The 21,129-nt window shown below is 72.2% G+C and carries 11 protein-coding genes; 5 read left to right on the top strand and 6 right to left on the bottom strand.

Features of this window, described 5'->3' with window-relative positions; genetic code table 11:
* Positions 1 to 68 precede the first annotated feature (68 nt).
* The 3 genes from ACIPLC_RS06010 to ACIPLC_RS06000 form a co-directional block, all read right to left on the bottom strand.
* On the bottom strand, positions 69 to 1,559 hold the full coding sequence (locus ACIPLC_RS06010; protein WP_400471486.1) for a phosphotransferase: 1,491 nt from the start codon (positions 1,557 to 1,559) through the stop codon (positions 69 to 71).
* Positions 1,560 to 1,800: 241 nt separating this feature from the next.
* A complete protein-coding gene (treS, locus tag ACIPLC_RS06005) occupies positions 1,801 to 3,525 on the bottom strand; it encodes a maltose alpha-D-glucosyltransferase (RefSeq protein WP_400471484.1) in 1,725 nt (574 codons plus the stop codon).
* On the bottom strand, positions 3,522 to 5,492 hold the full coding sequence (locus tag ACIPLC_RS06000) for an alpha-1,4-glucan--maltose-1-phosphate maltosyltransferase (protein WP_400471785.1): 1,971 nt from the start codon (positions 5,490 to 5,492) through the stop codon (positions 3,522 to 3,524). Before ACIPLC_RS06000 ends, treS begins: the two co-directional genes overlap by 4 nt.
* A 1,024-nt stretch (positions 5,493 to 6,516) precedes the next feature.
* On the opposite strand from ACIPLC_RS06000, the gene glgP reads away from it, so the two are divergent.
* Entirely contained in the window at positions 6,517 to 9,276 is a 2,760-nt protein-coding gene (gene glgP / locus ACIPLC_RS05995) for an alpha-glucan family phosphorylase (RefSeq protein WP_400471482.1), read from the top strand.
* 19 nt (positions 9,277 to 9,295) lie between these two features.
* Here glgP and ACIPLC_RS05990 read toward each other — a convergent pair whose 3' ends face one another.
* The 3 genes from ACIPLC_RS05990 to glgX form a co-directional block, all read right to left on the bottom strand.
* The gene (locus ACIPLC_RS05990; protein ID WP_400471481.1) at positions 9,296 to 11,152 is read right to left on the bottom strand and encodes an ABC transporter ATP-binding protein; all 1,857 of its coding nucleotides are present in this window, start codon (positions 11,150 to 11,152) and stop codon (positions 9,296 to 9,298) included.
* Positions 11,149 to 12,969 (bottom strand): ABC transporter ATP-binding protein, encoded by a 1,821-nt coding sequence (locus tag ACIPLC_RS05985; RefSeq protein WP_400471479.1) that lies wholly within the window; start codon positions 12,967 to 12,969, stop codon positions 11,149 to 11,151. The genes ACIPLC_RS05990 and ACIPLC_RS05985 overlap by 4 nt, the downstream gene beginning before the upstream one ends.
* Positions 12,970 to 13,169: 200 nt before the next feature.
* The gene (gene glgX / locus ACIPLC_RS05980; RefSeq protein ID WP_400471477.1) at positions 13,170 to 15,377 is read right to left on the bottom strand and encodes a glycogen debranching protein GlgX; all 2,208 of its coding nucleotides are present in this window, start codon (positions 15,375 to 15,377) and stop codon (positions 13,170 to 13,172) included.
* Between the two features lie 282 nt (positions 15,378 to 15,659).
* Between glgX and ACIPLC_RS05975 the strand changes: the two genes are divergently transcribed.
* From ACIPLC_RS05975 to ACIPLC_RS05960, 4 genes are all read left to right on the top strand, one after another.
* Positions 15,660 to 17,018, top strand: coding sequence for an Ig-like domain-containing protein (locus tag ACIPLC_RS05975; RefSeq protein WP_400471475.1), 1,359 nt, complete (start codon positions 15,660 to 15,662; stop codon positions 17,016 to 17,018).
* A 173-nt stretch (positions 17,019 to 17,191) separates the two neighbouring features.
* Positions 17,192 to 18,454, top strand: coding sequence for an Ig-like domain-containing protein (locus tag ACIPLC_RS05970; RefSeq protein WP_400471473.1), 1,263 nt, complete (start codon positions 17,192 to 17,194; stop codon positions 18,452 to 18,454).
* A gap of 320 nt (positions 18,455 to 18,774) precedes the next feature.
* Positions 18,775 to 20,004 carry an Ig-like domain-containing protein gene (locus ACIPLC_RS05965; protein WP_400471471.1) on the top strand — a complete coding sequence of 410 codons (1,230 nt, stop codon included), beginning with the start codon at positions 18,775 to 18,777 and terminating at the stop codon, positions 20,002 to 20,004.
* A 290-nt stretch (positions 20,005 to 20,294) separates the two neighbouring features.
* Positions 20,295 to 20,792, top strand: coding sequence for an ATP-binding protein (locus ACIPLC_RS05960; RefSeq protein WP_244293363.1), 498 nt, complete (start codon positions 20,295 to 20,297; stop codon positions 20,790 to 20,792).
* Positions 20,793 to 21,129 lie beyond the last annotated feature (337 nt).

Raw genomic sequence — 21,129 nt, 5'->3', positions numbered from 1 at the left:
TCCTCCTGCGACGGGGGGTGGGCTAACTCCAGGGCGGCGGAACCGGGGGTGCGGGTGGGCCGGGGCGGTCAGACGGTGAGGGCGAGCCGGTTGATCGCGGCGAGCGGGATCGGCAGCCAGCTCGGCCGGTGCCGGGCCTCGTACACCACCTCGTACACCGCCTTGTCGATCTCCAGGGCCCGCATCAGCTCCGGTGAGGCCGCCGGGTCGGCGCCGCCGCCGGCGGTGTAGCCGGCGCAGAAGGCGGTGCGGTTGCGCTGGGCCCAGGCGGCGGCGAGGTGGGCGAGTTCCGGGTCGACCGGGCCGCCGGCCAGCAGGTGGGCGGCCGCGTAGTCGAAGGAGCGGAGCATCGCGGCGACGTCGCGCAGTGCGGGCTGCGGTTCGCGGCGTTCGTTGACGGACTTGGCGGGTTCGCCCTCGAAGTCCAGCAGCACCCAGCCGTGCGGGGTGCGCATGGCCTGTCCGAGGTGCAGGTCGCCGTGGATGCGCTGGACGGGCAGGCCGTCGGGGTGGGCGTCGGCGAGCTGCTGGAAGGCGGTGCGCAGCGCGGCCCGGTAGCGCAGCAGGCCGGGGACGGCGGCGACGGCGCTGTCCAGCCGGTCGGCCATGGTGGTGGCGAGCCGGCTGGTCTGGGCGCGGTCGAGCCGGGCGACCGGCATCGAGCGGGCCAGGACCCGGTGGACTTCGGCGGTGGCCCGCCCGAGCCGGTGGGCCTCGATGGCGAAGTTGCCGGGGGAGGGGTCGCCCTTGAGCCGGCCGACCTGGTCGAGGGCGAGTTCCCAGCCGTCCTCGGCGTCCGGCAGGTAGCGCTGGAGCAGGCCGAGGGTGGCGGGTTCGGCGCGTTCCAGGCGGCTCTCGAACCAGGCGGCGACCCGGGGGATCCGGGTGGAGCCGGCCCGGGAGAGGGCGAGGGAGAGTTCGAGGTCGGGATTGGTGCCGGGGTGGATGCGGCGGAACAGTTTGAGGATGTACGAGGTGCCGTAGATGACCGAGCTGTTGGACTGCTCGGCGGTGGAGGCGCGGCCGGGGAGGTTGGCGGGGAGTCCGGAGCCGGGGGTGCGGCGGAAGGACAGCGAGCCGAACCGGTCGCCGGTGGCGAGGTGTTCCAGCAGCCGCCCGGTGAGTTCGGGGTCGTGGACCGCGTCGTAGAGCGCCGCGCCGTCGTACGGGCCCTGGCTGAGCCGGCCGAGCACGGCGCTGGGCTCGATGTCCTCGGTCCCCTCCGAGCGGATGCCGAGCAGGAGTTGGTAGATGTCGCCGTGCGGGGCGCCGGCCGTGGTGGCGTGCTCGACCCGTAGCAGCAGGTGCAGCAGGGCCGGGTCGCCGACCTGGAGCGGGGTGCCGACCATCGGGGTGAGGCCGGTGATGGGTCGCCCCTTTCCGGCGTACCAGCGCTGGGTGGGGAGCCACTCGGCGATCAGCGGCAGCGCCGCCTGGACGAGTTCGCTGACCCCCAGGGCGGTTCTCCGGGCCCCGGTGCTCCGCGGGCCCGCCGGCGCGGCGGGGTCGGCGGGGGCGTCCTGCTGCACATGGGCTTGAGAACGGGAGGTTTCGGACATGACTCCCTTTCCCCGGAAGCGGGCGGACTGCCCGACGGGTCTGGCCGGGTCCGTCAGTCTTCCGGATTTCGGCGGCGCGGCGGCGGCGGCACGCGAGCGGGGCTCAGGTGTCACGCCTTCGTGTGGGTGGCCGTTGGGCTGTTCTCCGTACGCGGCGGTGCAGAGAACTCCGGGGGCGCAGGGGTTCAACTCGCGCCCCCGGAGGGTCTGGTGCTGCTGTGGGGCAGGGTGTGGCGGATCGTTACTTCGAGCGCCTGGTCCCGCTCAGGCGCGGTGGCTGCCGGAGCTGGAACCAGTAGAAGCCGTGGCCGGCCAGCGTGAGCAGGTAGGGCCACTCGCCGATCGAGGGGAAGCGCACCCCGCCGATCAGCTCGACCGGGTACCGTCCGCCGTACTGCCGCAGGTCCAGCTCGGTCGGCTGCGCGAACCGTGAGAAGTTGTTCACGCACATGACCAGGTCCCCCTCGTGTTCACGCACGAAGGCCAGCACGGCGGGGTTGCTGGAGGGCAGTTCGGTGTACGTGCCGAGGCCGAACGCCGGATTGAGCTTGCGGATCTCGATCATGCGACGCGTCCAGTGCAGCAGCGAACTCGAACTGCTCTGCTGCGCCTCGACGTTGGTCACCTGGTAGCCGTACACCGGGTCCATGATGGGCGGCAGACTGAGCCTGCCCGGGTCGGCGGATGAGAAACCCGCGTTGCGGTCCGGGGTCCACTGCATCGGCGTGCGCACGCCGTCCCGGTCGCCCAGCCAGATGTTGTCGCCCATGCCGATCTCGTCCCCGTAGTAGAGCACCGGTGAGCCGGGCAGGGAGAACAGCAGGGCGGTGAACAGCTCGATCTGGTTGCGGTCGTTCTCCAGCAGCGGGGCGAGCCGGCGGCGGATGCCCACGTTGGCGCGCATCCGGGGGTCCTTGGCGTACTCCGCGTACATGTAGTCGCGCTCCTCGTCGGTGACCATCTCCAGGGTCAGCTCGTCGTGGTTGCGCAGGAAGATGCCCCACTGGCAGCCGCCGGGGATCTGCGGGGTCTTGGCGAGGATCTCCGACACCGGGTAGCGGGACTCCCGCCGCACGGCCATGAAGATCCGGGGCATCACCGGGAAGTGGAACGCCATGTGGCACTCGTCGCCGCCTGCGGTGAAGTCGCCGAAGTAGTCGACGACGTCCTCGGGCCACTGGTTGGCCTCGGCGAGCAGCACGGTGTCGGGGTAGTCGGCGTCGATCTCCTTGCGGACCCGCTGGAGGAACTCGTGGGTCTCCGGCAGGTTCTCGCAGTTGGTGCCCTCGCGGGCGAACAGGTACGGCACCGCGTCCAGCCGGAAGCCGTCGATGCCGAGGTCGAGCCAGAACCGCAGTCCGGCGATCATCTCCTGCTGGACGCGGGGGTTGTCGTAGTTGAGGTCCGGCTGGTGGGAGAAGAACCGGTGCCAGTAGTACTGCTTGCGGACCGGGTCGTAGGTCCAGTTGGAGGTCTCGGTGTCGACGAAGATGATCCGGGCGTCCGGGTACTGCTTGTCGTCGTCGGCCCACATGTAGAAGTCGCCGTACGGGCCGTCCGGGTCCGTCCGGGAGGCCTGGAACCACGGGTGCTGGTCACTGGTGTGGTTCATGACGAAGTCGATGATCACGCGCATGCCTCGGGCGTGCGCGGCGTCGACGAACTCCATGAAGTCGGCGAGGTCGCCGAACTCCGGCAGCACCGACTTGTAGTCGGCCACGTCGTACCCGCCGTCGCGCAGCGGCGAGGCGAAGAACGGCGGGAGCCAGAGGCAGTCGACCCCGAGCCACTGCAGGTAGTCGAGCTTGGCGGTGAGCCCCTTCAGGTCCCCGACCCCGTCGCCGTTGCTGTCCTGGAAGGACCGCACCAGCACCTCGTAGAAGACCGCACGCTTGAACCACTCCGGGTCCAGGTTCTTCTTCGAGGTCTCCGGGAAGGTGTCGGGGACGGGCTCGTTCACTGTCACGCTGGGTTCCTCCGAACGGTGAGGAGGTGAGCCGGCTCGGCTGAGGGATCGAGCCGGACGTAGTTGTGCCGGCCCCAGGTGTAGACGGCGCCGGTGAGCTCGTCGTGCACCGCGTAGGGGCCGCCGGCGTCATGCCCCGGGAGGGCGAGCGTGACGGTGGCCTCCTGGACGTGGTGCGGGTCGAGGTTGACCACGGTGACGACCTGGTCGATGAGGCCCTCGGGGGTGGTCGCGGTCTTGGAGTAGGCGAGCACCTGGTCGTTGTCGGTGGGGTGGAAGCGCAGGTTGCGCAGCTGCTGCAGGGCGGGGTGGCGCCGGCGCAGCCGGTTCAGCACGGTGAGCAGCGGCGCGAGGGAGTCGGTGCGGGTCCAGTCGCGCGGGCGCAGCTCGTACTTCTCCGAGTGCAGGTACTCCTCGGACCCGGGGTGGGCCGGCTCGTCCTCGTACAGCTCGAAGCCGGCGTAGACGCCGTAGCTGGGGGCGAGGGTGGCGGCGAGCACGGCGCGGACGGCGAACGCGGCGCGGCCGCCGTGCTGGAGGTAGCCGTGCAGGATGTCCGGGGTGTTGGCGAAGAAGTTGGGCCGCATGTAGGCGGCGGCGTCACCGGTGAGTTCGGTGAGGTACTCGGTGATTTCCGGTTTGGTGGTGCGCCAGGTGAAGTACGTGTACGACTGGTGGAAACCGATCTTCCCCAGGGTGTGCATCATCGCGGGCCGGGTGAAGGCCTCCGCCAGGAACACGACGTCCGGGTCGGTGCGGGCGATGTCGGCGAGCACCTTCTCCCAGAACGCCACCGGTTTGGTGTGCGGGTTGTCGACCCGGAAGATCCGAACGCCGTGGGACATCCAGAACCGGAGGATCCGGATGGTTTCCTTGACGATTCCCTCCATGTCCTGGTCGAAGTTGATCGGATAGATGTCCTGGTACTTCTTCGGCGGGTTCTCGGCGTACGCGATGGTGCCGTCCGCGCGGTGGCTGAACCATTCCGGGTGCTTGTTCACCCACGGATGGTCGGGGGAGCACTGGAGGGCGAAGTCCAGCGCCACCTCCAGGTGCAGGGCCTGGGCCTCGGCGACGAAGTGGTCGAAGTCCTCGATCGTGCCGAGGTCGGGGTGGACCGCGTCGTGGCCGCCCTCGGGGGAGCCGATCGCCCAGGGCGAGCCGACGTCGTGCGGACCGGCCGTCAGGGCGTTGTCCGGGCCCTTGCGGAAGGCTCGCCCGATCGGGTGCACCGGCGGCAGGTAGACCACGTCGAAGCCCATCGCGGCGACGGCCGGCAGCCGTTCGGCGGCGGTGCGCAGGGTGCCCGAACGCGGCGGCTCGACGCCGCCGGGGTCCACCACCGCGCCCTCCGACCGGGGGAAGAACTCGTACCAGGAGCCGTACAGCGCGCGCTCGCGGTCCACCTGGAGCGGCAGCGGACGGGAGGTGCTGAGCAGTTCGCGCAGCGGGTACCGGGCCAGCAGGTCCAGCACCTCGGGGGCGAGCGCGGCGGCCAGCCGGGACAGCGGTGGCAGGCCCGGGTCGCGCAGCGCCTCGGCGGCGGCCAGCACGTGCGCGCGGCCCTCCTTCTTCGGCACGCCGCCCGCGGCCTGCTCCAGCAGCCGGGCGCCCTCCTCCAGGACCAGCGCGGTGTCGATCCCGGCGGGCAGCTTCACGGCGGCGGTCCGGCGCCAGGTGGCGACCGGGTCGCTCCACGCCTCGACCAGGTACGACCAGCGGCCGGGCGCGGTCGGGGTGACGTGCGCGCCCCAGCGGTCGGTGCCCTCGGCCAGCTCGCGCATCGGCGTCCACGGGCCGCTGCGGCCGCGCGGGTCGCGCAGCACCACGTTGGCGTTGACGGCGTCGTGGCCCTCGCGGAACACGGTCGCGGTGACCGGGAAGGTCTCGCCGACGACGGCCTTGGCCGGGCGGCGGCCGGCGTCGACGAGGGGGCTGACGTCCAGGACGGGGATGCGGCCGATCACGGTGTCGCTCTCTGTCGTCTTGCGGGCGGCGGGCTTGCGGGCGGAGGCCTTGCGCGGCGCGGTGCCGGCGGCGCCCTCGGCGACGGCCCCGGTGCTCCCGACGGCCCCGGTGGTCCCGGCGGCTTCGGCGGTGGCCTTCGCGGTGGCGGCGGCGCGGCGCGTGGTGGTGGTGCGCCTGCGCGGTGCCGCGGTCCGGCCCTCCTCGGCCCCGGGTTGTCGAGCCGCTTCGGCCGGTTCGGTGCCGACCGCCCCCGCGGCCCGCGGCGCCGGCATCGCCGGATCCGTCCGAGTGTCAGAATCCATCCGGCCAGCCGATTCCGCGACCGCTGCGTCGAGGGTGTCGGCCACCGGTGTGGACTGGTCCCGCGTGTCGCCGTGCATGTCAAACTCCTGCCCGAGATCGGCGGCAGCTCCCGCTGGCCGGGGATGGGCCAGGGGAGTACCGGGAGGACTGCTGGGTGGGGAGGACGTGCGACCGGAAGCCTGCCCGCGCCGCCGTCCCCGGCAACCTGCCCGGCGCCCGCCCAGCCCGTGGCGGGGGCCCTGGAGCCGCGCGCGTCCCGGCGCGCGCCTCCAGGGGCACGCCCGTGGGCGACCCGGTCGACCCGTGAACGAGCAGGCCGAGCACGAGGACACGCGTCGGTGCGAGGTGAGCGCCGAATGGGCTAAGGAGAAGGGGAACGATCAACGCGAAAAGGATTCGGACGTGCTGCTTCAAGGCGGACGCCACCCGCCGCCGCACTCCCCGCAGCATCAACGACCTTGAGTCATCCTCGCACCGGGGACAAGACTTTTGCAGCGGTACGACAGTAGTTTCGGGCTTTGTCCTGAGCGGATGAGCCATCGGAAATGGACCTGTTCCGCAGTGTTCACACATTGGTAGCGCAGGCCCCGGAAATGTGCGCCTCGTGCGCCCCCCATGCAGCCCAATGCGCCGAATGCGATCTCATCAATAGGCCGAACGGATGCCCAATAGCCCACTTGACGCACTGTCATGACGACCATCGAGGCTACGCTTCACGCCGTGAAGGCAATCCGCAGATTCACCGTCCGCACCGTCCTGCCCGAACAACTCCAGCCGCTGCACGAGCTGGCCCTCAACCTGCGCTGGTCCTGGCACCCCGAGACCAGGGACCTCTTCCGGTCCGTGGACCCGGAGGTCTGGGCCGCGACCGGCGAGGACCCGGTGCGGCTGCTCGGGGAGGTCCCGGCCGCCCGGCTCGCCGCCCTCGCCGCCGACCGGCGGTTCCTGCGCAGACTCGGCGACCTCGCCGAAGACCTGCGGGAGTACCTGAGCGGCCCGCGCTGGTACCAGGCCCAGCAGGAGGCCGCCGCCACCCCGCCGCCCGCCGCCATCGCCTACTTCTCCCCGGAGTACGGCATCGCCGCCGCGCTGCCCCAGTACTCCGGCGGGCTCGGCATCCTGGCCGGCGACCACCTCAAGGCCGCCAGCGACCTCGGCGTCCCGATCATCGGCGTCGGCCTGTTCTACCGGCACGGCTACTTCCGGCAGTCCCTCAACCGGGACGGCTGGCAGCAGGAGCGCTACCCGCTGCTCGATCCGGACGAACTCGCGGTCAGCCTGGTCCGTGAGGGCGACGGCACCCCCAGCCGGGTCGACCTCGCCCTGCCCGGCGGCCGCACCCTGGCCGCGCACATCTGGAAGGCCCAGGTCGGGCGGGTCCCGCTGCTGCTCCTCGACTCCGACATCGAGGCCAACTCGCCCGCCGAGCGCGACGTCACCGACCGGCTCTACGGCGGCGGCAGCGAGCACCGGCTGCTCCAGGAGATGCTGCTCGGCATCGGTGGCGTCCGGGCCGTCCGCGTCTACTGCCGGCTCACCGGGCACCCCGCCCCCGAGGTCTTCCACACCAACGAGGGCCACGCGGGCTTCCTCGGCGTCGAACGGATCCGCGAGCTGGTCGCCGCCGGCGCACCCGACCCCGGCACCGTCGGCCTGGACTTCGCCGCCGCCCTGGAGTCCGTCCGGGCCGGCACCCTGTTCACCACCCACACGCCCGTCCCGGCCGGCATCGACCGCTTCGACCGCGAGCTGGTGGCCCGCCACTTCAGCGGCGACGCCGCCCTGCCCGGCGTCCCGGTCGAACCGGTGCTCGCGCTCGGCGCCGAGACCTGGCCCGGCGGGGACCCGAAGCTCTTCAACATGGCCGCCATGGGCCTACGGCTCGCCCAGCGCGCCAACGGGGTCTCCACCCTGCACGGCGAGGTCAGCCGTTCCATGTTCAACGGCCTCTGGCCCGGCTTCGACGCCGCCGAGGTGCCGATCACCTCGGTCACCAACGGCGTCCACGCCGCCACCTGGATCGACCCGGCGGTCGTGCGGCTCGGTGCCGCCGAGATCGGCGCCGACCGCGCCGAGGACGCCATGACCACCGGCGACGCCAAGCGCTGGACCGGTCTGGAGAGGATCGGCAACACCGAGATCTGGGACCTGCGCCGCAGCCTGCGCGCCCAGTTGGTCGACGAGGCCCGCCGCCGGCTGCGCGACTCCTGGCGCCAGCGCGGCGCGGGCGAGGCCGAACTCGGCTGGGTCTCCTCGGTGCTCGACCCCGACGTGCTCACCATCGGTTTCGCCCGCCGGGTGCCCTCGTACAAGCGGCTCACCCTGATGCTGCGCGACCCGGACCGGCTGCGCGCCCTGCTGCTGCACCCCGACCGGCCGGTGCAGATCGTGGTCGCCGGCAAGGCCCACCCGGCCGACGACGGCGGCAAGCGGCTGATCCAGCAGATGGTCGCCTTCGCCGACGACCCGGCCGTCCGGCACCGGATCGTCTTCCTGCCGGACTACGACATGGCGATGGCCCGGCACCTCTACCCGGGCTGCGACGTCTGGCTGAACAACCCGCTGCGCCCGCTGGAGGCCTGCGGCACCTCCGGGATGAAGGCCGCGCTCAACGGCTGCCTCAACCTGTCCGTCCTGGACGGCTGGTGGGACGAGTGGTACGACGGTCAGAACGGCTGGGCGATCCCCACCGCCGACGAGACCGGCGGCGTGCTCGACCCGGACAGCAGCGAGGCCGAGCGCCGCGACGACATCGAGGCCGCCGCGCTGTACGACCTGATCGAGGAGCAGGTCGCCGGGCGGTTCTACGACCGGGGCGCGGACGGGCTGCCGCACCGCTGGATCGCCATGGTCCGGCACACCCTGGTCACCCTCGGCCCCAAGGTGCTGGCCGGGCGGATGGTCCGCGAGTACGTCGAACGGCTGTACACCCCGGCGGCGCTGGCCCAGCGGGAGCTGGTGGGGGCCGAGCACCCGCCCCGAGCCGAAGGGAGCGCCGGAGCGACGACCGTCGACACCGGATTCGAGCGTCCGGGGGCGAGCGGGCGATTCGCCGGCGCCCTGGAGCTGGCGGCCTGGAAGGCGAAGGTCCGGGAGGCCTGGCCGGCCGTGCGGGTCGAGCACGTCGAGGCGGACTGTCCGGACGAGGCGCAGGAGCTGGGCAGCTCGCTGTCGTTGCGGGTGCAGGTCGCGCTCGGGGTGCTGGAGCCGGGCGACGTCGAGGTGCAGGCGGTGTCCGGCCGGGTGGACGAGACGGACGGCATCTCGGACGGGTGCGTGCTCGCCCTCAAGCCGGTCGGCGGGTCCGACCTGGACGGCCGGACCCGCTACGAGGGCTCGCTGGAGCTGTGCCGGACCGGCCCGTTCGGTTACACCGTCCGGGTGCTGCCGGCCCACCCCCGGCTGGCCTCCCCGGCCGAGCTGGGGCTGGTGGCCGTGCCCGCCGAGTCGTCGGGGATGGACGCGGGGGTGCTGCGGTGAGGCCCTGCCGCGGGGAGCCCTAGACCAGGCTGTCCCGCCAGGCCTGGTGGAGGGCGGCGAAGCGGCCGGATCCGTCGATCAGTTCCTGCGGGGAGCCGTCCTCGACGATCCGGCCCTGGTCCATCACCAGGACGCGGTCGGCGATCTCCACGGTGGAGAGCCGGTGCGCGATGATCACCGCCGTCCGGCCGGCCAGCACCGTGCGCATGGCCCGCTGGACGGCCTGCTCGCCGGGGACGTCCAGCGAACTGGTCGCCTCGTCGAGGATCAGCACCGCCGGGTCGGCGAGCAGGGCGCGGGCGAAGGCGACCAGCTGGCGCTGCCCGGCGGAGATCCGGCCGCCGCGCTTGCGCACGTCGGTGTCGAAGCCGTCCGGGAGCGCGGCGATGAACCCGTGGGCGCCGATGTCCCGGGCGGCCTGCTCGACCTCCTCGCGGCCGGCGCCGGGGCGGCCGATCGCGATGTTCTCGGCGACGGTGCCGGAGAACAGGAAGGACTCCTGGGTCACCATCACCACGCCGCGCCGCAGCTCGGGGGTGGCGAGGTCGCGCAGGTCCACGCCGTCCAGCCGGATCCGGCCGTCGGTCGGGTCGTAGAAGCGGGCCAGCAGCTTGGCGACCGTCGACTTCCCGGCGCCGGTCGCGCCGACCACCGCCACCGTCTGCCCGGCCGGGATCACCAGGTCGAACGGCGGCAGCACCTGCTTTCCGGTGCGGTAGGCGAAGCGGGTCCCCTCGAAGCGGACCTCGCGCCCCTTGCCGACGGCCTGCGGCAGTTCGGCGGGCGCGGCCGGTTCGGCGACGGTCGGCTCGTGGGCCAGCAGGCCGGCGATCTTCTCCAGCGCGGCGGCGGCCGACTGGTAGCTGTTCAGGAACATCGCCAGCTGGTCGATCGGGTCGTAGAGCCGGCGCAGGTAGAGCACGAAGGCGGTGAGCACGCCCAGTTCGACCGTGCCGTCGGCGACCAGGTAGGCGCCGAGCAGCACCACGCCGGTGGTCCACAGGTTGGCGGTGACGCGGGAGAGGCCGACGTAGCGGGCGATCTCCAGCAGGCCGTCCGCCGTCGCGGTGGCGGACTGCCGGTTGACCACGGCGAAGGCGTCGTCGTTGGCCTTCTCGCGGCGGAAGGCCTGCACCGGGCGGATGCCGTTCATGGTCTCGGTGAAGCGGACGATCAGCGAGGCGGCCGAGGTGCGGGAGCGGCGGTAGACCCGGCGCGAGCGGCTGCGGAAGGAACGGGCGATCAGCGCCAGCGGCAGGATCGACGCCAGTGAGACCAGGCCGAGCCGCCAGTCCAGCACCAGCAGCAGCACCGAGATGTAGCAGACCGACAGGAGGACGGTCAGCAGTTCCTGGAGGCCCTCGGAGAGCAGTTCGCGCAGCGCGTCCACGTCGCTGGTGGCGCGGGAGATGATCCGGCCCGAGGTGTAGCGCTCGTGGAAGTCCAGGCTCAGCCGCTGGGCGTGCCGGAAGATCCGGCCGCGCAGCTCCAGCAGGATGTCCTGGTTGACCCGGGCGCTGATCTTGATGAACGCCCACTGCAGCAGCAGGCTGAGCAGCGCGCAGGCCAGGTAGGCGGAGACCACCGCGACCAGCGGGCCGCTGTCGCTCTCGCGCAGCGCCGGGATGCCGCGGTCCATCGCGATGGCGACCAGCAGCGGGCCGGACTGCAGGGCGGCCTGCTGGACCAGGATCACCAGCATCGCGACGGCGATCCGGGCCCGGTGCGGGCCGAGCAGCGAGCGCAGCAGCGCCCGGGGCGCGCCGGGCGGGACGGGGATGTCCTCCTCGTCGGCCGGGGGCGGCGGCAGTTGGTCCTCGGCCGGCTGGGCGGTCTCCCGTTCGGCGGGGCCGACGGGCGAGATGGTGGTGGTCATCGGGTGGTGCTCCCCTCGGAGACCAAGGCGGCCTCGGGCATCGGGGCGGACTCGCCCGACATCAGTTCGCGGTAGTGCGCGCAGTCGCGCAGCAGGTCCTGGTGGGTGCCGACGGCCTCGATCCGGCCGTCGGAGAGCACCGCGACCCGGTCGGCGAGCAGCACGGTGCTCGGGCGGTGGGCGACCACCAGGGCGGTGGTGGCGCCGAGGACCTGGCGCAGCGCCCGTTCGACCAGGGCCTCGGTGTGCACGTCGAGGGCGGAGAGCGGGTCGTCCAGCACCAGGAAGGCCGGGTCGCCGACCACCGCACGGGCCAGGGCGAGGCGCTGGCGCTGGCCGCCGGACAGGCTCAGGCCCTGCTCGCCGACCTCGGTGTCCACGCCGTCCGGGAGCTTCTCCACGAAGGAGGCCTGGGCGGTGGCCAGGGCGGCGCGCAGCTGCTGGTCGTTCGCGCCCGGGGCGCCCATCAGGACGTTCTCCCGGACGGTGGCGGAGAACAGGGTGGGCTCCTCGAAGGCGACCGCGACCAGCTCGCGCAGCCGCTCCCGGGGGAGGTCGCGGATGTCCCGGCCGTCCAGGGTGATGGTGCCGGCGGTGGCCTCGTACAGGCGGGGGAGCAGCGCGGTGAGCGTGGTCTTGCCGCTGCCGGTGGCGCCGACCAGGGCCATCGTCTCGCCGCTGCGGATGTGCAGGTCGATGCCGGCCAGCAGGTCGGGGGTGTGGTCGGGGGCGTCGGGGTAGCGGAAGCGGACACCGGTGAAGCGGATGCCGTCGGGGGTGGGGCCGAGGCCGTCGGCGGTGCCCGGGTCGGCGGTCTCGGGCTCGTCCAGCACCTCGAAGAAGCGGTCGGTGGCGGTGGCGGCCTCGTTGGCGTAGGCGAGCAGCCAGCCCAGGGACTCGACCGGCCAGCGCAGCGCCAGCGCGGTGGAGAGGAAGGCGACCAGGGTGCCGGCGCTCAGCTCGTCGTGGGCGACCAGGTAGGCGCCGACGGCGAGGGCGCAGCCGAGGGCGATCTCGGGCAGGCCGACGATGACCGCCCAGAGGTTGGCGAGCAGCCCGGCCTTGCGCAGTTCGGTGCGGCGCAGGTCGTGGGCCTGGGCGCGGAAGCGCTCGGCCATCGAGCGGTGGCGGCCGAAGGCCTTGAGGATGCGGATGCCGAGGACGGACTCCTCGATGACGGTGGCGAGGTCGCCGTTCTGGTCCTGGGCGCGGCGGGAGGCGCCGGAGTAGCCGGCCTCGAACCGCCGGGTGAGCACGAACAGCGGGACGGCGGGCAGCAGGATGATCAGGGCGAGCCGCCAGTCCTGGGTGAACATCACCGCCGTGCCGGCCAGGAACATCGCCGAGTTGACGATCAGGAAGACCAGGGGGAAGGCCAGAAACAGCCGCATGGTGTACATGTCGGCGGTCGCCCGGGAGAGCAACTGGCCGGAGCCCCAGCGCTCGTGGAAGGAGATCGGCAGCCGCTGGAGCTTGGCGAAGAGGTCGCCGCGCATGGCCGTCTCCAGCCCGGCCAGCGGGCGGGCCAGGACCACCCGGCGGGTGTAGAACAGTGCGGCCTCGACCAGCCCGAGGACCAGCAGCAGGCCCACCAGCGGCCAGAGTCCGCTCAGGTCGTGCTCGGCGAGCGGGCCGTCGACGATCCGGCCGAGGACCAGCGGGACGCCGAGGACGCTCAGCATGGCGACCAGGGCGGCGGCCACCGAGGTGGCCAATCGGCGGCGGACGGCGCGGGCGTAGGGCCACAGGCGCAGCAGGGAGCGGACCGTGGAGCGGTGCCCGGTCGCGGTGTCGTCGTGTTGTCGGTTCTCGGCCATCGTCGTGAGGGTAGGACGAGGTCGCGTCATTTCTCATCAGGTTTTTCACCCCTGACAGAACCCTTCGGCGAGAACCGGCCACCCGTCCGGGCGGGGTGCGGGTGAACGGCGGGGCGGGGGTGAACGGCGGGGCGGGGCGAGCGGGGCGCGGGGGGCCCGGGCGCCGTGGGGCCCGTGCCGGGTCGGCGTCCCGGAGCGGGCTAGGGCTGCGGGGCGGGCGCGCGCAGCAGCCGCAGCGAGCGCCCGGCCAGTACCGTCACGCCCTGCGGACAGGACTCGCCGCCGCCCTCGACGGCGGTGTCGACCACCGTCTCGTACGCCTCCTCCGGCGCGGCCCAGGGCTCGCCGGGGAGGGTGAACGGCACCGGTTCGTGGCCGGTGTTGAGCAGCAGCAGGAAGCTGTCGTCCCGCGTCGGCCGCCCGGCCTCGTCCCGCTCGGACATCGCGGTGCCGGACAGCAGCATGCCCAGGCAGGCGGTCGGCGCGAACCAGTCGGCCTCGGTCATCTCCTTGCCCAGCGGGGTGAACCAGGCGAGGTCCGGCTGGCCGCCCGGGGCGGCGGCCCGGCCGGAGAAGAACGCCCGCTGCCGCAGCACCGGGTGGGCCCGGCGCAGCCGGATCAGCCGGGCGGTCAGCTCGTACAGCCCCTGCCAGCGGGGCTCCGCCAGGAGTGACCAGTCCAGCCAGCCGAGCTCGTTGTCCTGGCAGTAGGCGTTGTTGTTGCCGCCCTGCGTGCGGCCCAGCTCGTCCCCGGCGGTGATCATCGGGACGCCGGTGGAGAGCAGCAGCGTGGCCATCAGGTTGCGCAGTTGGCGCAGCCGCAGGGCGTTCACCTCCGGGTCCGTGGTCTCGCCCTCGACGCCGTGGTTCCAGGACCGGTTGTCGTCGGTGCCGTCCCGGTTGGCCTCGCCGTTGGCCTCGTTGTGCTTGCGGTCGTAGCTGACCAGGTCGCGCAGCGTGAAACCGTCGTGCGCGGTCACGTAGTTGACGGAGGCGTACGGGCGGCGGCCGCCGCGCTGGTAGAGGTCGGAGGAGCCGGACAGCCGGTAGCCCAGCTCGCGCACGTCCGGGCGGGCGCCGCGCCAGAAGTCCCGCACGGTGTCCCGGTACTTGTCGTTCCACTCGGCCCACAGCGGCGGGAAGCCGCCGACCTGGTAGCCGCCCGGGCCGACGTCCCAGGGCTCGGCGATCAGCTTCACCCGGCTGAGCAGCGGATCCTGGGAGACGGCGGCGAGGAAGGGGTGGTCCATGTCCACCCCGTCGGTGCCGCGGGCGAGGGCGGCGGCGAGGTCGAAGCGGAAGCCGTCCACGCCCATCTCGGTGACCCAGTACCGCAGCGAGTCGGTGACCAGCCGGACCACCTGCGGGCGGCGGGTGTCCAGGGTGTTGCCGCAGCCGGTGAAGTCCGCGTAGCCGCGCGGGCGGTGCGGGGCCGGGCGGTAGTAGGCGGTGTTGTCGATGCCGCGCAGCGAGAGCATCGGGCCGAGTTCGGCGCCCTCGGCGGTGTGGTTGAACACCACGTCGAGGATCACCTCGATCCCGGCGGCGTGCAGGGCGCGGACCATCCGCTTGAACTCGCCGACCTGGCCGCCGCGCGAACCGGCCGCCGAGTAGCCGGCGTGCGGGGCGAAGTAGCCGATCGTGTTGTAGCCCCAGTAGTTGACCAGGCCGCGCGCCTGGAGGTGGTCCTCGCTGGCGTACTGGTGCACCGGCAGCAGCTCGACGGCGGTCACGCCGAGGCGGGTCAGGTGCGCGATGGCGGCCGGGTGGGCCAGGCCCGCGTAGGTGCCGCGGAGCTCCGGCGGGATGCCGGGGTGGCGCATGGTGAAGCCGCGCACGTGCAGTTCGTAGAGCACCGTCTCGGCCCACGGGGTCTTCGGGCGGTGGTCGTCGTACCAGTCGTCGTCATCGTGGACGACCACGGATCTGGGCACATAGCGGGCCGAGTCGCGGTTGTCCCGGACGGTGTCGGCGACGTCCGCCTCCGGCCAGTTGCGGACGGCGGCGCAGACCGCGTCGTGGCTGGTGTAACAGCCGTCCACGGCGCGGGCGTACGGGTCGAGCAGCAGCTTCGCCGGGTTCCAGCGGGCGCCGGTCCACGGGTCCCACCGGCCGTGCACGCGGAAGCCGTACCGGGTGCCGGGGCGGACGCCGGGCAGGAAGCCGTGCCAGGTCTGGAAGTCCTGCTCGGTGAGGCGGTGCCGGGCCTCCCGGCCGTCCTCGTCGAACAGGCAGAGGTCGACCGCCTCGGCGCCGGCCGCCCAGAGCGCGAAGTTGGTTCCCTGGCGGCCCTGTTGGTCGGTCCGGAAGCGCGCGCCGAGCGGCTGCCAGCTGCCGGGCCACGGTGGCTCGGCGGTGTCCCCGCCGGGCGGCCGCACTCCGGCTTCCAGCTCCTGCCCTGACGCCATGGCCGCACCCTCCCTGGACGGGGTGTCCCGGACCCCGTTCACTTCCTCTTTCCCGGATTGCGCAGATCGGAAGCGGCTGAACGGGGGCTTACCGGCGGATGGCGGCCGATGGATGGGGGGATTTCGCGCGGCTGCGCGTGTCCCCGCCGTGATTGCCCTCGTTGTTCCCGGTATCGGACGCTCCTGGTGCCGGACGTTCCCGGCATCGGGCGTTCCCGGTGACCGGAGGTGCCCGGTACCGGATGCTCCCGGTACCGGACGTGAACAGTGGGAGGCCCCGGAATGCGGCGCCGAGGACGGGTGTGGGCGCGGCGGGCGGCGGCGGTGGCCTGGGGCCTCGCCGTCCTGACGGGGTGCGGCGGCTCCCCGGCGGCCCCGGCGCAGGACGCCGCCGCGCCCGGGGCGCACACCCCGCCCCCGCCGCCGTCCCGGGCGGTCGTCACGGCGCTGCCCGCCGACGGCGCCCAGGACGTGCCGCCGGAGGGCCCGGTCCGGGTGACGGCGGCGCAGGGCCGGCTGGTCACCGTCCGGTTGGCCGACGCCAGGGGCGCCGAGCTCCCCGGCACGATCGCCCCGGACGGCGCCACCTGGAAGCCCGACGGCCCGCTGCCGCTGGGCACCGCGTACACCCTGGACGCCGTCGCCGAGGACGACCAGGGCCAACGGGCGGCCCAGCACTCGGCGTTCTCCACGATGGCCCGGGCGCACACCTTCGTCGCCTTCTTCACCCCGGAGGACGGCTCCACGGTCGGCGTCGGCATGCCGGTGTCGCTGCGCTTCAGCCGGCCGATCACCGACCGGGCGGCGGTGGAGAAGGCCGTCCAGGTGAGCGCCGACCCGCCCGTCCCGGTGGCCGCGCACTGGTTCGGCAACCAGCGGCTGGACGTCCGCCCGCAGCAGTACTGGGCGGCCGGCACCAAGGTGACGGTGGCGCTGCGGCTGAAGGACGTGCAGGGCGCGCCGGGCGAGTTCGGCACCCAGACCAAGGACCTGCACTTCACCGTCGGCCGGGCCCAGGTCTCCACCGTCGACCTGGACGCGCACACCCTGACCGTCCGGGCCGGCCAGGGCGGCAAGGTGGTGCGGGTGCTCAAGGTGTCCGGTGGCAGCCACGACCACTCCACCTACCGGGGCGTCATGGTGGTGTCGGAGAAGTACAAGGTGACCCGGATGAACTCGCAGACCGTCGGGATGGGCGACGAGTACGACATCAAGGACGTGCCGCACGCGATGCGGCTGACCAACTCCGGCACCTTCGTGCACGGCAACTACTGGGCGGATCCGGGGGTGTTCGGCACCGCCAACACCAGCCACGGCTGCATCGGCCTGGTCGACACCAAGGGCGGCGCGAGCAAGGACTCCCCGGCGGGCTGGCTGTTCGAGCACACCATCCCGGGGGACGTGTTGGAGGTGAAGGCCTCCGCCGGGGACTTCGTGCCGCCGCAGAACGGCCTCAACGGCTGGAACGTGCCGTGGGAGCAGTGGGTGGCGGGCAGCGCCCTCGGGCCGGCAGCCGGGCCTGCCGTCGGCTCTGCCCCTGGACCCGCCGCGGGCCCCGCCTCGGGCCCCGTCTCCGGTCCCGTTCCCGGCTCCGCCGCTGGCCCCGCCGCTGGCCCCGCCGCTGGCCCCGCCGCGCAGTAGTCGATCTTCACCGTCGATTCACCCCTGATCCACCCACCTCCCCTCGGGGTTCGCTCAGGCGGCCCGGCTATCCTGCTCCGGCGCGCCCCGACCCGGCGTGAAAGATCGGCGCCGGTGCAACTCATGAGGGCACTCGACGCGTCAAGTGAGTGAATACCGGGAGGGGAGAAACCGTGAAGACGGGGAAGACGGTCGACGCCGCGATACGCACCACCAGCCGCTACGGCCGCAGGGGTGCGATGGCGTTGGTCATGGGCGGGGTGCTGCTGCTCACCGCGGCCTGCGGAGACGACAAGGGCGGTACGGGCGGCGGGGGCGACAACGCGGCGGCGGCGACGGCGGGTGCGGGCGGGACGGCGGCCCCGGCGGGTGCGTCGGCCGAGCCGAAGACCTCGGCCGCGGTGCTGGCCGTCGAGCCGAAGGACGGTGCCCAGGACGTCGCGCCGAGCAACGCGTTGCAGGTGTCCGTCGCGAACGGCAAGCTCACCACCGTCGAGGTGACCGACAAGAACGGCAAGCCGGTCGAGGGGGCGATCACCCCGGACGGCAGCGGCTGGAAGCCCGCCGCCGCGCTCACCGTCGGCATGGCGTACAAGGTGAACGCGCAGGCCAAGGACGCCGACGGCCTGGTGGCCGCGTCCACCACGACGTTCACCACGCTGACGCCGGACAAGAAGGTCTCCACCAACGACAACATCAGCGACGGCTCCACCTACGGCGTCGGCATGATCGTCTCGGTGAACTTCAGCAAGAACGTCAAGAACAAGGACGCCGTCCTCAAGGGCATCACCTTCGAGACGAACAACGGCACCGAGGTGAAGGGCCACTGGTTCGGTGACAACCGGCTGGACTTCCGCCCGGCCGAGTACTGGAAGCCGGACACCAAGGTCACCATCAAGTACCGGCTGAAGAGCGTCGAGGTCGCCCCGGGCCTCTACGGCGACGTGGACAAGGACGAGCCGTTCACCGTCGGCCGCTCCCAGATCGCCACCGCGGACGCCAAGACGCACCAGATGACGATCGAGCGGGGCGGCAGGAGCACCACCGTGCCGGTCACCCTGGGCGCGGACGCGACGCCGTCCTGGGGCGGGACCATGGTGATCATGTCCAAGGACAAGGTCACCCGGATGAACTCGCAGACCGTCGGCCTCGGCGGCGAGTACGACATCCAGGACGTGCCGCACGCGATGCGGCTGACCACCTCCGGCACCTTCGTGCACGGCAACTACTGGGCCAACCCGTTCGGGAAGTCCAACGCCAGCCACGGTTGCGTTGCGATGGCGGACGAGAAGGGCGGCAGCGACACCTCCGTCGCGGGCAAGTTCTTCAACGACTCGATGATCGGTGACGTGGTCAAGGTCGTGAACAGCAAGGAGAAGACCGTCGCGCCCTCCAACGGGCTGGGCGGCTGGAACGTCGCCTGGGCGAACTGGTAGATCCTGCCCGCCGACTGACCGGATAGTCCCGGTTCGTCGGCGTGGTGCAGACGAGCGGCCCGATCCTCACCCGTTGGGGTCGGGCCGCTCGCGTTCTCGGGGCGCACCGGCCCCCGCATGGCGCAACCTTTCCGGTGGCCGGTGCGTGTAGTGGTCGGGTCCGTCGTGTTCGCGGGGTTTCCCGTGAACGGGGCTTCCGTTGACGGGGTTTCGCGGGTCGAGGGTTTCGCGGTGCGTGGGTTTCGCGGTTCGTAGGTTCGCGGTGCGTGGGTTTCGGTTCATGGGTTTCGGTTCGTGGGGTTTCTGAGGGAGGGATCGACGTGAGGTCGATACGCAGAGTGGTGGCCGTCGGTCTGGTGGGCGGGGCGATGGTGCTGACGGCCGCGTGCGGCGGCGGGAGCAGTAGCGGGGGCGGGAGCGCGGCCAAGGCGGACCTGGGGGCCGGCGCGGCCGCCGGAACGGCCTCCCCGGGTGCCGCGGCGGCGAGCAGTGCGGCGCCGAAGGTGTCGCAGGCCGTGGTGAACATCGAGCCCAAGGCCGGCACAGTGGACGTCGCACCCAACGCGCTCAAGGTCGGCGCGACCGGCGGCAAGCTGACCACCGTCAAGGTCAGCGACAAGACCGGCGCGGAGGTGCCCGGCACCATCGCCGCCGACGGCTCCAGCTGGACCCCGTCGGCCGGCCTCGCGGTGGGCACCGCCTACCAGGTCAGCGCGATGGCCGCGGACGCCAACGGCGTGGTCGCCACCGCGGACAGCAGCTTCACCACGCTGACGCCGGCGGCCCTCGCCAAGGCCGCCGACAACGTGGACGACAACGCGACGTACGGCGTCGGCATGATCGTCTCGGTGAACTTCAGCAAGGACGTCAAGAACAAGGACGTCGTCGCCAAGGGCATCACCTTCGAGACCGACAACGGCACCGTGGTCAAGGGCCACTGGTTCGACAGCCGCCGGCTGGACTTCCGCCCCGAGCAGTACTGGAAGCCCGGCACCAAGGTGACCGTGCACTACCGCCTCAAGAGCGTCGAGATCGCCCCGGGGGTGTACGGCACCGACCGGGACGAGCCCTTCACGATCGGGCGATCTCAAGTTTCGACGGTTGACGCCGCCGCGCACACGATGACCGTCGAACTGGACGGCAAACCGTCCGAGATCGACATCACCTCCGGCTCGCCCGAACACCCGACCTGGAACGGCACCATGGTCGTCATGTCCAAGGAGGGCGTGGTGCGGATGCAGTCCAGCACCCTCCCCGGCATGACCGGCTCCCCGTACGACCTCCAGGTGCCGCACTCGATGCGGCTCACCGAGAGCGGCACCTACGTGCACGGCAACTACTGGAGCAACGTCTTCGGCGAGGACAACGTCAGCCACGGCTGCGTCGGCCTCAAGGACGTCAAGGGCGGCGGTGACTCCACCTCGATGGGCAAGTTCTACGACGGCTCGCTCGTCGGCGACGTGGTGGTCGTGAAGAACTCCACCAAGAAGGAGACCCTCGACCCGGCGAACGGCCTGAGTGGCTGGAACCTGCCCTGGAGCGCCTGGTAGACCGACCAGCGGACCGACCGGTAACCGCCCTGGTCGGGGCGGTTCCGTGGCAACCCGGGCTTGACGTGGACGCGGCCCGGGTTGCCTGCTTCCGGCCCCCGCCCGGCCCCCGCCCGGCCCCCGCCTGGCCCTCTCCTCGGGTTCCCCTCGGGTTCTCCTTGCACGCGGCATATGCCGACTCGGAGGAGATCGTTTGCTCATTGTCCGTACGCGGCCGCTTGCGTTCCGCAATGATGGACCGCATGGCGGGTTGGGGCGAAACAGATCAGTCATCAGTTCCCGGGGCCGGATTGGTCGCCGAGGCGTCGTGGATTGATGTCCAGGGCGCGCTGGCGGCGCTGGAACGGCTCAGCTCGGAGGAACTGGAGGAGATGTATTGCGGCAGGCTGAGCGATCAGTCCGTGCCGAACGAGGTACGACTGCCGTCCCGGCCGGAGACCGGCCCGGTGGCCCGCCGGCTGGTGCTGTCGGTTCTGGAGTCCTGGGATCTCCACCAGCACCTGGAGGCCGGTGAGTTACTCACCAGCGAACTGGTCTCCAACGCCGTCCGGCACGCCGCCGGACGCACCATCGGACTCCAGGTGATCCGCAAGCCCGGCTGGCTCCGCGTCGAAGTCCGCGACTCCTCCCGGGCGCTGCCCTGCATGATCCTCGCCGAGCCGAAGCCGGTGACCGAGCGGGGGCGGGGCCTGCGGGTCATCGACGACCTGGCCGACCGCTGGGGCGCCGACCTGCTGCCGCGCGGCAAGGGCGTCTGGTTCGAACTGAAGGTCCGCGAGCGGCACTGACCCTTCCGGGTCGGCCGGGTCGGCAGGGACTGCCGGGCCTTCCCCGGAAAACGCGCAGGGCCCCCGAAGTCGCCGTGGTCCGGCGGATGGGGGCCCCTGCAAGTCATCGCGCCGGCCAAGGGGGTGCGTGCCGCGCGATGGGCGTCGGCCGTGCCAGGTCGGGCCAGCCGAAGTCTCCACGCCCAGGCCGGCGGGCTGTGCCGCCCGCCGTTGGGCTGCTTCGACTATCGCACGGATCTCAGCATGTGGGCAAACCGGTCGACTTGGATTGAAAGGTTTGTAACCTAGTTCACCTTTGGAATTTGCATAGGTTCACGCCGTTGCCTGTGAATATTCA

The organism is Kitasatospora sp. NPDC086801, assembly GCF_044745805.1.
In the GTDB taxonomy this organism is placed as follows: Bacteria; Actinomycetota; Actinomycetes; order Streptomycetales; family Streptomycetaceae; genus Kitasatospora.
Note: the sequence above shows the minus strand (reverse complement) of the source record. Positions and strands in the feature narration are given on the sequence as shown.